Source organism: Paenibacillus sp. Soil750 (assembly GCF_001428045.1).
GTDB classification, from domain to species: Bacteria; Bacillota; Bacilli; order Paenibacillales; family NBRC-103111; genus Paenibacillus_E; species Paenibacillus_E allorhizoplanae.
On sequence record NZ_LMSD01000023.1, the window covers coordinates 19,860 to 33,844 of the forward strand.

Annotated in this window: 6 protein-coding genes; 5 read left to right on the forward strand and 1 reads right to left on the reverse strand. The window is 44.3% G+C overall.

The genetic code is table 11. From position 1 onward, the window contains the following. The first annotated feature begins 2 nt into the window (after window positions 1–2). On the forward strand, window positions 3–6,662 hold the full coding sequence (locus tag ASL11_RS35455; protein ID WP_157256991.1) for a glycoside hydrolase family 3 N-terminal domain-containing protein: 6,660 nt from the start codon (window positions 3–5) through the stop codon (window positions 6,660–6,662). Window positions 6,663–6,748: 86 nt separating this feature from the next. On the opposite strand, the gene ASL11_RS20620 is transcribed toward ASL11_RS35455, so the two are convergent. Then, window positions 6,749–7,780, reverse strand: coding sequence for a LacI family DNA-binding transcriptional regulator (locus ASL11_RS20620; protein ID WP_056618978.1), 1,032 nt, complete (start codon window positions 7,778–7,780; stop codon window positions 6,749–6,751). Window positions 7,781–7,958: 178 nt separating this feature from the next. On the opposite strand from ASL11_RS20620, the gene ASL11_RS20625 reads away from it, so the two are divergent. From ASL11_RS20625 to ASL11_RS20640, 4 genes are all read left to right on the forward strand, one after another. Then, a complete protein-coding gene (locus ASL11_RS20625) occupies window positions 7,959–10,238 on the forward strand; it encodes a helix-turn-helix transcriptional regulator (protein WP_056618982.1) in 2,280 nt (759 codons plus the stop codon). Between the two features lie 171 nt (window positions 10,239–10,409). After that, entirely contained in the window at window positions 10,410–11,333 is a 924-nt protein-coding gene (locus ASL11_RS20630) for an ABC transporter permease (protein WP_056618985.1), read from the forward strand. Window positions 11,334–11,414: 81 nt separating this feature from the next. Continuing rightward, window positions 11,415–12,278, forward strand: a complete 864-nt coding sequence (locus ASL11_RS20635; RefSeq protein ID WP_442953083.1) for a carbohydrate ABC transporter permease — start codon at window positions 11,415–11,417, stop codon at window positions 12,276–12,278. 68 nt (window positions 12,279–12,346) lie between these two features. Beyond that, a complete protein-coding gene (locus tag ASL11_RS20640) occupies window positions 12,347–13,927 on the forward strand; it encodes an extracellular solute-binding protein (protein WP_056618992.1) in 1,581 nt (526 codons plus the stop codon). Window positions 13,928–13,985 lie beyond the last annotated feature (58 nt).

Here is a 13,985-nt window from a genome sequence, read left to right on the forward strand (position 1 = left end):
TCATGAGAATGTGGAAACGAAAGTTATCCTTACTATCGGCAGGTATTATGATCAGCTCATCGCTATCAGGCATGGTGGCGGTAGCTGATGAAATTAGCACGATCGCTCCAACGGAGCTCGCTGCATACCTCAATAGCTCGAAAACGGTGGATGAGCGAGTAAGCGATCTGCTCACCAAAATGACACTGGACGAGAAGGTCGGCCAAATGGTGCAGGCTGAGCGGGCAGCCGTAACACCGGAAGATGTTCAGAATTTTTATTTGGGCTCAGTCCTTAGTGGAGGCGGTTCATTCCCGAACGGTAAACAATCGGACAGCACAAGGGAGAAATGGGCGTCGCTCGTAGATTCCTACCAATCTGGTGCACTATCCACGCGGTTAGGTATTCCAATTTTATACGGGGTGGATGCCATTCATGGCAATAGCAATCTACTCGGTGCAACACTTTTCCCGCATAATATCGGTTTAGGTGCAACACGCGACACCGCACTCGTTCAACAAATCGGCACAGCTGCGGCACAAGAAATCAAAGCCGCTGGAACGAATTGGGCGTTCTCCCCAACACTTGCGGATCCGCAAAATATTTCATGGGGTCGCACCTATGAAGGCTTCAGTGATAATCAGACGCTGGTAAGTGAGATGGGAGCAGCCTACATTAAAGGCTTACAAGGTGAAACAAGGAATGAGCTCAACCATCCTGACCGCGTTGTCGCGACGGCGAAGCACTTTTTTGGTGAAGGTGTAACGGAGGGCGGTGTGAACCAAGGGAATGTAACAGGAATGACAGAAGAGCAGGTTATCGCGCTCGATATGCCGATTTACAAAGCTGCAATTGACGCTGGCGCGCGAACGGTTATGGCTTCCTATAACAGTATTCAGGGGCTGAAAATGCATGCGAATAAACGTCTGTTGACGAACTTCCTCAAGGGAAAGGGTGAAGGTCAACTAGGTTTCACTGGTTTTGTAATTTCGGACTATAATGCTGTACAACAGATTACGAAGGACTGGGATGGCAACGCCGTTAGCGGCTTGCAAAACCAAATAAAAGTTGCCGTTAACGCAGGCGTAGATATGATGATGATGCCTACCGAATGGAAAGCGACGATCACCAATCTGAAAGCGCTTGTTACCAGTGGGGGTATTACTCAGGAACGTATTGACGATGCGGTTACACGTATTCTGCGCGTCAAATTCGAATCCGGCGTATTCGAACACCCAATGACGGATAACAGTCTCGCGGGAACGTTCGGCTCCGTCGATCATCGTGAGTTGGCTCGTAAAGCGGTCAGTGAATCACTCGTGTTGTTAAAGAACGACAAGGTGAACGGAACGCCGATTCTGTCTCAGCTGTCTGGTATGAGTAAAATCTTAGTAGCAGGTAAAAGCGCAACAGATATCGGTCTGCAATCGGGTGGTTGGTCCATTACTTGGCAAGGTGCTAAGGGCAATATAACAACGGGAACAACAATCCTGGAAGGCATTCAGCAGGTGGTTGGCAGCACGAAAAAGGTCACGTACAACAAGCATGGCCGCGGCGCGGAAGGCAATGATGTTGCGATCGTCTTTGTTGGCGAAGCGCCTTATGCGGAAAGCAACGGGGATGGCTTAAACAAACTGAAGCTCGATTCAGAGGACTTGGCGACTCTTGATAATATCAAAGCATCTGGCGTTCCTACAATCGTAGTTCTCGTTTCTGGGCGCCCGCTTATGATCGGTGACCGCTTGAAGGATTGGGCTGGACTGATAGAAGCTTGGCTGCCTGGTACGGAAGGCGCGGGTGTTGCTGACGTCTTGTTCGGTAACAAGGACTTCACAGGTAAATTGCCAATTCGTTGGCCGTTCTATACGGAAGCGTATACGAATCCAGTAGCAGGCCAACCCAACTTGGATCCGAAATATGTGTTGTTTAATTATGATTACGGGTTATCGAAAGCGCAGGAAACGCCTGTATTACCAATCATGCCGGAACAACCTGGTCCCAAGGATCCTTATGTAAAGGTTGAAGCGGAGAAATATACGGCGAAATCAGATGGTTTAAAAAGCGAGACTACGACTGACGTAGGTGGAGGCCAGGATATCGGTTATACGGCAACGGGTGCATGGCTTGAATACATGATTAATGTTCCCGTCGCAGGAGCCTATGATATCGATTTCCGCTATGCGGGCGGCTCCTCCACCATCACGAACTCCGGAATGCTCATTCTAGATGCGAACGGCCAAACCTTAGGGCAATTAACGGGAGTAGGCTATACGGGGGGCTGGCAAACCTGGAAAACGGCAACGGTTAAAAACATTACGCTGACAGCCGGTGTACAAAAAATCAAGCTGCAGCTGACAGATGGCGGTATTAACTTTAACTGGTTTGGTTCCACTGGATTTACTCCCGTGGCTGTTGCAAGTGGGACTAATGGTGGTGCGATTGCCTCGCAGCTTCCTGTTTCAGGTGGTCAAGGTGCCGTACAAAACTGGCTATCAAGTGAACGTAACAGCCAAAGCCAGCAATGGTATTATGCCCCGCAATGGCAGCCTGGCGATGAGGTTAAACAACTGACACCTCAGACGAATCTTAATCTCACGGCTGTAGGCAACGACGCGAATGCGACGACGATCAGTATTGATCCGAACAAACAGTATCAATCCATGACAGGAATAGGTTCCTCGATGGAGGAAACGACAGTATTCAATATAACGAAGATGTCAGACGCGAAGCAAAATGAGCTTTTGACCAAATTAGCAAGCAAAACGGACGGCATCGGCATGAGTATGACACGTCTTACTATCGGAACAGCGGATTTTACTTCACGTAAATTCTATTCTTACGATGACATGCCTGCAGGGGAAACAGATCCAAGTCTCGCGCATTTCTCAATTCAAAAGGATATTGATTACGGCATTATTCCTGTTCTTAAGAAGATGATTGCCATCAATCCAGATATGAAATTTTTCGCTTCACCTTGGAGTCCGCCAGGTTGGATGAAAACAACGGACAGCATGATAAAGGGCTCAGTAAAAGATGAGTATTTACCTCTCTTAGCTGATTACTACGTAAAATACATTCAAGCGTACAAAGCGCAAGGCATTAACATTTCAGCCATGACCCTGCAAAATGAACCGCTGCTTGAGATCGAATATCCAAGCACCAAAATGCCATGGCAACAAGAAGCTGAGCTCAGCAAGCTGCTCTATCAGAAATTAGTAGCTGCTGGTCTCGATGTGAAGCTATGGATTTTCGATCACAACTTTAGTGACACGATGAATTATCCAGCGCCACTGCTGGCTGATGCAGCTAATCGCGACGCTATTGACGGTACGGCGTTCCACGACTATGGCGGTGATCCTTCCATGATGTCGACGCTGCATGACCTATATCCAAATGAGAACATTTATTTGACGGAGAGAGCCATTTGGGGGACTACGGGAGCAGATCGTATGGCACAATATTTCCGCAACTGGGCGAAAAGTTATAATTCCTGGGTTGTCATGCTCGATAGTGATCTTGCCACCCATCAGTGGGTCGGCACGCCAGATCCTACGATGATTATTCAGGATTCGAGTCATCCAGATAACTATTGGCTGACACCTGAGTATTACATGCTAGGTAACTATTCGAAATTCGTACAGCCCGATTATGTACGGATAGATAGCAGTTATGGATCGAAGGACCATGTAACGAACGTATCCTTCATGAGTCCAGATAAGAAAACGATTGTTTCCGTCGTTGTCAATCAGACTGACGTTGCACAAACATTTAAGCTTCTAAGCGATGGTACGCAAGTGGCAGCGCAAATACCAGCTAAGTCTGTCGTTACGTATAAATGGGACCGGATTGTACTTGAGAATAAGGTGCCAGTTGTGATGAGCGTCACACCGAATTCTTTGCCATACAATATAAATAACCAGCAAATCAACTTGAGTGTAACGGGGTTGACCTATGGAACGAATATAGGGAACATTACCCTTGGTTCAGAAGCTTCTGCCATGGGAATTACAGTAGGTCAAGTAACCTATGTAAGTTCTTCCGCTCGTAGTGTGCAATTGAAGTGGGATAACACCAAGCCTTACTATGTGAATACACCATTGACTGTAACGGCAGCGACTTATACGAGTGCGGGGCCTAGCCAATCAGTGAGCAGTAGTATCTTCTTGAACGGAACTGGGCATAAGACAATCGCAACTGATATTTTGCCTGGCCCTGTAACAGCGAATGACTATTATCAATTATCAGGTGTAGCCATCAGTGGGGCCGACACTGTAAACGCGAAATTAACGGGTATCGCAATAGGCGATTGGGCTAAATTTAAAATTAACGTGCCAGTCGCAGGAAAATATGCGGTTACGTTGAATGTGGCATCTCCGAATGGCGGCGGATTCCTGCTGCAGAATGATATTGGGGATACACTAGGGTCCTTCAGTATACCGAATTTAAGTGGTTCTACCGCTTTCGTCGGTGCGCGGCTTTCGGTTCAGCTGCCGGCTGGCGAACAAATGCTTCGAATTCAAGGAAACAGTGGTTCCTTTGATTTGCAGAATATTACGTTTGAGACAGTAGTTGCGCAAGCACCAGGAAGTGATGGCGTGATCAAAGTCGAAGCGGAGAAATTCGTAGCTGCTGGTCAACAAGTCATCCAATATGGTAGCACTTTTAATAATCTTGGGTACACAGTTGCAGGCTCATCTTTTGATTACACTATCCAAGTGCCACAGGCAGGCTATTACAAAGTAAGGCTTCAATATGCAACAACGCAAGGCGGGGTATCCGCATCCGTAATGTCAAACGGCTCATTGAAAGGCACTGTATCTACGCCGTCTACAGGGGCATGGGGGACTTATCAGGAAGCTTCTGTTGTTGTAAGTATGGAAGCAGGCGTTCAAACACTACGTATCGTAGACAATGGGAACGGCTTTAATTTAGATTCTTTGTCGCTAGAACCAGGCACTCCTGAAGTTGTCGTTCTGAAGGCGAAGGCGCCAATGATAACGGCGACGGCAAAGTCTGTTGCTTTATCAACCGATATCGAAGGGGCAACGATTCATTACACATTGGACGGCTCATTACCAACCAAAGACAGCTTGACGTATACTACGCCATTCCTTATTTCATCTACATCATCTGATGTGATTCGCGCAATTACAACGAAGGATGGCATGATGGATAGCTTTGTCACTTTTGTTTTAACATCAAATGCTTACAAAGCAGTTACGGGCATATCGTTGAAACAAACTGAGGTTTCCTTGCAAGTGGGCGCTGTAAGCACTTTAACACCTGTGTTCGAACCCGAATTCGTTAGCAATGATGAAGTGACGTGGTCCTCAAGTGACACAGGGATTGCAAAGGTTGATGGTATGGGTAAGGTAACGGCAATCGCAGTGGGCACAGCGACAATCACTGTCACCACAGCTGATGGAGGCAAAAAGGCAACCGCAGTTATTACGGTAACAAAAGCTGATGAACCAACACCAGGTTCTTCAGGCACATCAAACTCAGTAGTTACACCGGTTGCGCCAATCACAACAATTGAATCTGGCAAAATTATCGTACAACCGACGACGGATGCTAATGGTGTGGCTGAGGTATTGATGAAGGCAGTGGATATTAAAGCGGCCTTAAAAGCTGCGACAGATCACAAGATTTCAATTGCCGTGAATACGGCTACTGGTACGAAAGAAATCAATGTAGATATTCCAGTACAAGATATTTTGGCAGATGAAAGCCTAAAAGCGATTGAGCTACAAACAGGTCTAGCGAACGTTACCATCCATCCTGATCTGATTAGCAAAAATGGTGGCACTGCTGCATCAACTATCCAGCTTAGCGTAAAAGCAGTAGATGCTGGCGATCTACCGGAGAATATTCAGGGACAGTTGAACGGAAATGTCGTTTATGACTTCAATTTAAGTGTTGACGGTAACAAAATCAGCAGCTTTAACGGTAGCGATGTGCATGTTAGCATTCCATACAAGATAAAAGCAGGTGAAAAACCAGCTAACATCATTATTTATTACCTTGCTGATACAGGTAAGCTAGAAGTTGTGAAGAATGGCAAGTACAATCCAGCAACAGGTCATGTTGAGTTTTTAGCTAAACACTTTAGCAAGTATGCAGCTGCCTATGTCAATTCATCCTTTAGCGACACATCTGTAACAGCTTGGGCTGAGGAGAGCATTAATGCGTTAGCTGCAAGGGGCGCAATAAATGGAACAGGCAATGGCCAGTTCAATCCGACAGGAGATGTTACACGTGCAGAATTCATAAAGATATTGATCGATTCCTTTGATCTCTCTGATGTGAATGCAAAGACTACGTTCTCAGATGTGCATGATGGCCAATGGTACACGAACGCAGTAGCAATTGCACAGAAGCTAGGAATTGTAAACGGCAAGGAAGACGGCAATTTTGGCGTGAATGACAAGATTACTCGCGAGGAAATGGCCGTAATGGTTTATCGGATTAGCAAGCAAATGAACTTGACGCTTGCTTCGGGGAATCATTCCGCATCCTTCAAAGATCAGGATCTGATTGCGGCCTATGCGAAGTCCGCAGTGGAAGCAATTAAAGAAGCAAGTATTATTAACGGGTTGGAGGACGGACGTTTTGCTCCAAAAGAGCATGCATCCAGAGCGCAAGCTGCAACAGTGATCTTTAGACTTTTCCTTCAAGCTTAAGCGTCAACTTAACAAACAAAGCCTCCTCCAGGTAGATAAATCTTCTTGGAGGAGGCTAAAATTGCTACAACAAAAAGACCAGGATTCTAATCCTGGTCTTTTTGTTGAGTACGGTTGACGGATGAGCCGCGGATGAGCAGTTCGGAATCTATTTTAAACACGCGATTCTCCGAAAATTCATTTTCATGCATCATGTCAATTAATTTCTCAACCAGCAACGCACCCATGGCGTATTTCGGCTGATTTACAGTGCTTAATGGAGGCGTTAAATATCGACTGATGCGATTATTATCGACGCCGAATACGGCAAGCTGCATTGGGATTTGAATATTACGCTCAGAGCAAGCCCGATAGACACCAAGAGCCATTTCGTCATTTGCTGCAAAAACAGCCGTAAAGGGGAGCTTTTTATCAAAAAGTCGTAGAATCGCTTCATATCCACCGGTTTCATTAAAGTCCCCATTTTCGATTAATTCAGGATGAAAGGGGATGTGATGCTCCCTCAATGCTTTCAGATAACCTTCTAAACGATCATAACTATCAACTGCGTGAGCTGAGCCATTAATGAAGGCAATATTTCGATGCCCTTGCACAACCAAATGGCTAACAACTTGTATGGAAAATTTCACGTTATCCGTAAGGATGCAGGGAATTCGCTCATGATCAATTTGCTTACCAACAATGCCAATCGTGTGGCCATGATCAGCAATTTTCAGAATTTCTTCATCAGATATCATCGGAGCAACAAGAATGACCCCATCAATTGTACGTGTTGTTAATAGATTCAGAAATTCGAGTTCTTTTTCTTCATTATTAGCCGTATCGCAAATGACGACTTTATACTTTTTAGAATAAGCGATGTTCTCAATACCCTTAATGATTTCAGAAAAGTAGGAATTACTTATATCAGGAACGATGACGCCAATGGTCATTGTTTTTTGCGAACGAAGATTTTTCGCAGCGGAATTAGGTTGGTAGCCAAGTTCGTTAATGATTTTCATCACTTTCGCTCTTGTCTTCGGTGTTACTTGACTGCTATTATTCAGAACACGTGAAACGGTAGCGGGGGCAACGCCTGCTCGGTGAGCGACATCGACGATTTTGATCGTAGTATCCATGAGTATCAACCTTTTATCCAAATTACACAAAACTGTGTGTTCATCTGTATCAAGTATAGGATACTTTGAAATCGATTTCAAGCATTGCTCATCGGTTATTAAAATGAATTGAATGCGGTTACAAGGTAATTTATAATAGAGAATATGAAATCGATTCCACGAAAAAGAGGTGACGATATTGAAAATAAAAGCGACGGATTCCAACATGAAATTCTCGGCTTCCATTTTCAGGTCCTTTACGGTAACCATCGTTGTAACAATTGTGGTGCTTTCAGGCATTCTTCATGTTTATTTTGAAGATATCTCGTTAAAGCAGACATACGGTCAAACGTTAACGAGTCTTGCCCAGACTAGTCAAGAGGCTTCGATTATGGCACTAAATGCCAGAACATTGGCTAAGCAAATTTATAACGATATGAACGTATCCAAGCTGCTTTATTTTTCTTCGGGAGATCCGCTGGATACAAGCATTGCCATGGCCCAATTGAATTCGTACCGGGCGACATCGCTATTCATTGACTCTATTTACATTTATAACTATCAGAAGGATACGTTCTATACAAGTGCGGATATTAGTACAAATTCGGTGTGGAAGTCAGAGGAGTTCTACGATACAACGGCTGTGGATCTAGTAAGGCATGCCTCTGATTATCAAACCTTAATGCCGATTCCTCGGAAAATTCCATTTGAGAATCTGAAATTAAACATGCGGGAAAAGGAACGAGGGTGTTACAGCTTCCTGCTTTATGACACACTCTCGCCTAATGATAATAACGTCATAATCGTGAACATTTCCGAAACGCAAATGCACAAAAACATCGATGGGACGATCTCCAATTCGGATAAAAACACCTTTATTCTCGACAACCGAGGCATACTCATTACGAATAGTTGGAAGGATGGCATGTTGACGGACTTGTCAGACAAACCTTACATACAAAAAGTGCTTGGTGACAGCGAATCGGAAGGTTATTTTGTCTCTGACGCAGATGGCGTTAAATCATTAGTCACCTATACAGCACCCGATGTGCTTGGCTGGCGATACATACGGATTGTACCTTATACCGACATTACGAGTCGCATTAATGCTATGCGGTTTTACACCGTTGCGATTGCCGTTGCTATTTTAATACTCGGATTATTAAGCTCATATTTCATCACACGTAAATGGTCCACGCATGTGAACCGCAAGCTCGTGAAATTATCTACACTGGAGTTAGAACGAAGAAATCATTTCTTCGCTCTGCGACAAGACTTGGTCCGTAATCTGCTCTTGGGATCGGGAAGCAGCAATCCAGACGTATTGGAGGACAAGTTCAAATCCTTTGAAATTGGCTTAGATGCAAGGAAACAGTTCGCAGTAAGTGTGCTGAAGATTGACGGATACCAAGAGCTAGTGGCCAAATATAGCGTAGGAGATCGGAGTTTGCTCAAAATCGGCATCATGAACATTACACAGGAGCTACTCGGACCTTCGTGCCATTCGTTTGCCGTAGATATGGGGGACGAACGGATAGCAGTCTTATTTAACTTAGAGGAAAATGAGACGAATAGCCAGTCTGCTATGCCTGAAAGCCTTTGGCGACAAATTCAATCTTCCATAGCGGATTTCATCAAAGTTTCCGTTTCAATTGCTGTGAGTATGACAGGGGAGGATACGCGAAGCGTAAGTCGATTATATGCGCAGTCCACGGAAGCTCTATTTCATCGGCTTTTCTTTGGTTACAGTTGTTTGATTTATGCGGATCACATTGAAGCGCTGAAGAACAAAGCCTATGTGTATCCGATTTCGAAGGAGAAGCTATTAATTGAGGAACTGATGCTGGGGCGGATTAATGAGGTGCAGCGCATTTTCCGTGAGATTATTGAGGAAACCGCAGGATATTCTTACATGTCTTATCATTTGGCTGTTTCACATTTGGCCTTCGCAGTGAACAACGCAGCTTCCACCATTCAGAAGAACAATGATATTTCTTTGAATTTAAGTGTCAATGCGCTGCTCTCCGGTTTAAACGGGGCAGAACTGGTTGAGCACATGTACCAACCGTTCTTCGATGTATTCGAGCAGGTTTCGAATAGCTTGGATGATAAGAAAAGCACGAGGCATGACGAAGTCGTAGCTAAAATTATGGCCATTGTGCAGCAGAATTACATGCAACATGAGCTTTCACTGGATAGTATTGCTGAGGAAATGGGCTTATCTGCAACGTATATTGGTCGTTTATTTAAAAAGATAACCTTAAATACGATTCTGAATTATATCATCGAGGTACGCATGGCCAAAGCAAGGGAACTTCTACTCACTACAGAACTTCCTATTGGGGATACCGCAGAAAGAACGGGGTTCTCAAACAGTCCATATTTTTATAAAGCGTTCAAGAAAATAAATGGTGTCACGCCTGCCGACTTCCGTAGAAACGGAAGAATACTCGATGAAAACATGCAAGATATTGGGTGAATAACCTGAAAATCGTAAAAAGTGAGTGCGGACGTGGAAAATAATGCCTTCAGGCAGTAAAAAATGATAATAGTCGGATATGGTTAGTTGCTCCAAACATGGAAAAAGCTCTAGTATTGGGCTTGCAACCAAGAAAATTCACAATCCACAAAGGTTGGAGGGGAGCAGAGGATGACAGCTTTAAAAGGGTTCTGGACGGAATTGTCCAGGAACAAAATTATGTTTCTAATGGTAGCTCCTGCGATTCTTTTTTTTATCGTATTCAGCTATACCCCCATGGTCGGTATTTACTTGGCCTTCACGAAATTCAGCTTCGATGGGGGAATCTTCGGCAGTCCATTCATCGGCATGGAAAATTTCAAATTTCTGTACCAGTCCGGTACGCTATGGAATCTGACGAAAAATACGGTCCTGTTTAACTTGGCCTTTATTTTCATCGGTAATTTCCTTCAGCTAATTTGCGCTATTTTCTTGAGTCAGATTATGAACAAATATTTCAAGAAAATAACCCAGTCGATTATGTTCTTGCCTTTCTTCATCTCATGGGTTCTCGTTGGAGCCTTCGTTTTCAACTTGTTCAACTCTGACACAGGTGTAATAAACACGATTTTGAAGCAATTAGGTGCGCAGCCGTATGATTTCTATTTAAATACAACACCTTGGAAGTACATCATTGTGTTCTTCAATGTTTGGAAAGGACTTGGATATGGCACCGTTATCTATTTGGCGGCGATCATGAGCATTAGTGATGAATATTACGAAGCAGCCGAAATCGATGGGGCCCATATTTTCCAGCAAATAAGGCACATTACAATTCCACTGTTGACACCGACTTTTATCTTACTCATCATTTTCAGTTTAGGTGGGATTCTCAAAGGGCAGTTCGATTTGTTCTATCAAATCATTGGCAGCAACGGGTTGTTGTATGACGCAACAGATATTATTGATACCTATGTGTATCGAGCGCTCGCGGTTAATTTCGATATTGGTATGGGTTCAGCGGCAGGGTTGTACCAATCCTTCTTCGGTTTCGTACTAGTTCTGACAGTGAATTATATCGTGAAAAAAGTCCGTGAGGATTACGCCTTGTTTTAAGTAATTGCATACGAAGCCAGTTTTGCTATCGCAAAACTTATAGGAGGGACTTAAGTGAGACGCAAGAGAGATCCGCAGACAATGATTTTTATAGCCATTGCGTACGGGACGGTAGCGCTTCTATCGGTGCTTTGTCTGCTGCCATTTTGGTTAATTATATCCGGTTCATTTACTTCGGAAAATGAGATTATCGGAGAAGGGTTTAAGCTGTGGCCGAACGCTTTATCCATCGATGCTTACAAAGCGGTCTTCTCGAATCCTGATCAAATATTCCGTGCATATGGGGTGACCATTTACATCACACTTATAGGCACGATCTTCGGATTGTTCCTAACATCCATGGCTGGTTACGTCATTGCTCGCAAAGATTTCAAGTACCGCAATTCGGTCGCGTTCTTCATGTATTTCACAACACTATTTAGCGGGGGTCTAATCCCTTGGTACATTCTGATGGTGAAATACTTGGAATGGAAGGATAGTTACCTAGCTATGCTGATACCGGCGATGATCAGTGCTTGGAACATTATTTTAATGAAGAATTTTATGAAATCGATTCCAGACTCCATTGTTGAGTCCGCACGTATTGATGGCGCGAATGATTTCACGATTTACAGTCGTCTCATTCTCCCCTTATCTACACCAGGACTCGCAACTATAGGCTTGTTTCTTGCTCTGCATTATTGGAATGATTGGTTCACCGCCAATATCTTCATTACGACAGCAAGCAAGTTCCCGTTGCAGTTCTTCTTATACAAAATACTTGCAAATGCCGCCGTATTGCGTACGGACATAGCTGCTAATTTGGCGGCGGTTAATTTCAAAGCACCTGCGGAAACATTGAAGATGGCCGTCGCCGTCGTTGTTACAGGACCTATCGTCCTGCTGTATCCATTCGTTCAGAAGTATTTCGTTAAAGGACTGACCATCGGTGCAGTCAAAGGTTAGAACCACGGTTAGAACCGGTAAATCGGCTAACATAGATATCTTTTGTCCCATTATAAGGAGGAGTCAAAATGAAAAGAAAGATCGGCACCCTTTTAGCCGGTGTGATGTTGGCAGCAACGGCTTTGACGGCATGCAGCAGTAATAGCGGAACAACGCCTAGTGCATCATCTGCACCTGTAAAAGCAGAAGGAAATCAGACAACAGTGCCAACACCGTCAGGACCGGATACATCTAAATCCGTGGAACTTGTGTGGTATTTGGTAGGTGATGTCCATCAAGATACACCGAAGGTTATGGAAGAATTCAATAAAATGCTGAAAAAAGACTTGAATGCGACAGTTAAATTAAACTTTACGACGTGGAATGATTGGCAGACGAAATATAATCTGTTGCTGACAGCTGGCGAGAAGATCGATATGATCTTTTCTTCCTCATGGGCAGGGTACTTCAAATATGCGAAGCAAGGTGCTTTCTTGGATCTGACTGCGTTGCTTCCGAAATATGCACCACAAGTTCAGAAGCAAGTACCTGCGCAAGATTGGGGCGATGTTACCATTGGGGGCAAAATCTATGCGGTTCCTAACACGAACCCAGAATATACGCCGAATGGGATTGTTTACCGTGAAGACTGGAGAAAAGAGTTAAACCTGCCAGAAATCAAAGATCTTGCGTCCATTGAGGCGTACCTCGATGGCGTTAAGAAGAATAAGCCTGGTGTGATTCCAATCAACGGAAGCGCATGGAACGAAGTGAGTACATTGTTCTCTGCCGTGAACGGGTATCAGACGATTGGCGGCGAGAGTAAAGTTATTGTAGCCAAAAACTATAACACGCCAAGAGATATTGTTGCGTATCCTTTTACACCTGAATATGCGGACTGGGTTAAGAAAATGAAGGAGTGGGCAGACAAAGGCTACTGGTCCAAGAACACACTGTCATCTAAACAAGAAGCTGGAGATTTGATCAAAGCAGGCACAGGTGCTATGTATTGGCGGAATCCGCCGGGCGCTGCGGGCTTCATTACGGATGTACAGAAGAAAGATCCGAAGATGGAAATCGGCTACTTCCCGTTCACTCGTATGCAAGGATTTGCCATGCCTACGATGGCGATTGCCAACGGTATGGCTATTCCGAAGAGCGCAGCCAATCCAGAACGTTCACTTATGGTGCTGGAAAAAATCAGAACCGATGCGAAGTACTATAACTTGATCACATACGGGCTTGAAGGATATAACTATGATTTGATTAACGATGGTAAAAATATTGTTACACCGTCGAAGAGTCAAGATGCAACAAAGGTAACCGCTTATGGTATTGCTGATTGGGGCTGGAGAAACAAACCACTTATGAAGGCTGGAGTTGGTGGTTGGGATGGTTTAGATAAGTTGAATGATGAATTTGCAAAAATGAGCAAGCCGGATATTTTCTCACCAATAACAATGGACTACGACCCAGTGAAAACCGAATACGCTGCTGTTAATCAAGTGATGGAGCAGTATGGTAAGCCACTGATGATGGGATTAGTTCCAAATGTGGATCAAGCGATCAAGACGTACCAAGAGAAGCTGAAATCAGCTGGTATTGATAAAGTACTTGACTATGTGAAAAAAGAAGCTGCGGCTTATTACGATGAAAAAGGCATAAAATAAGTACTAATTGATGTTAGGAACACTTGAAGGCCAAAAGCGGCACACGACGGGAACGTCG

Coding starts and splice junctions, on each gene's coding strand:
- ASL11_RS20620 (WP_056618978.1), bottom strand. CDS start 7,780: ATGGATACTACGATCAAAATCGTCGATGTCGCTCACCGAGCAGGCGTT.
- ASL11_RS20640 (WP_056618992.1), top strand. CDS start 12,347: ATGAAAAGAAAGATCGGCACCCTTTTAGCCGGTGTGATGTTGGCAGCA.
- ASL11_RS20630 (WP_056618985.1), top strand. CDS start 10,410: ATGACAGCTTTAAAAGGGTTCTGGACGGAATTGTCCAGGAACAAAATT.
- ASL11_RS35455 (WP_157256991.1), top strand. CDS start 3: ATGAGAATGTGGAAACGAAAGTTATCCTTACTATCGGCAGGTATTATG.
- ASL11_RS20635 (WP_442953083.1), top strand. CDS start 11,415: ATGATTTTTATAGCCATTGCGTACGGGACGGTAGCGCTTCTATCGGTG.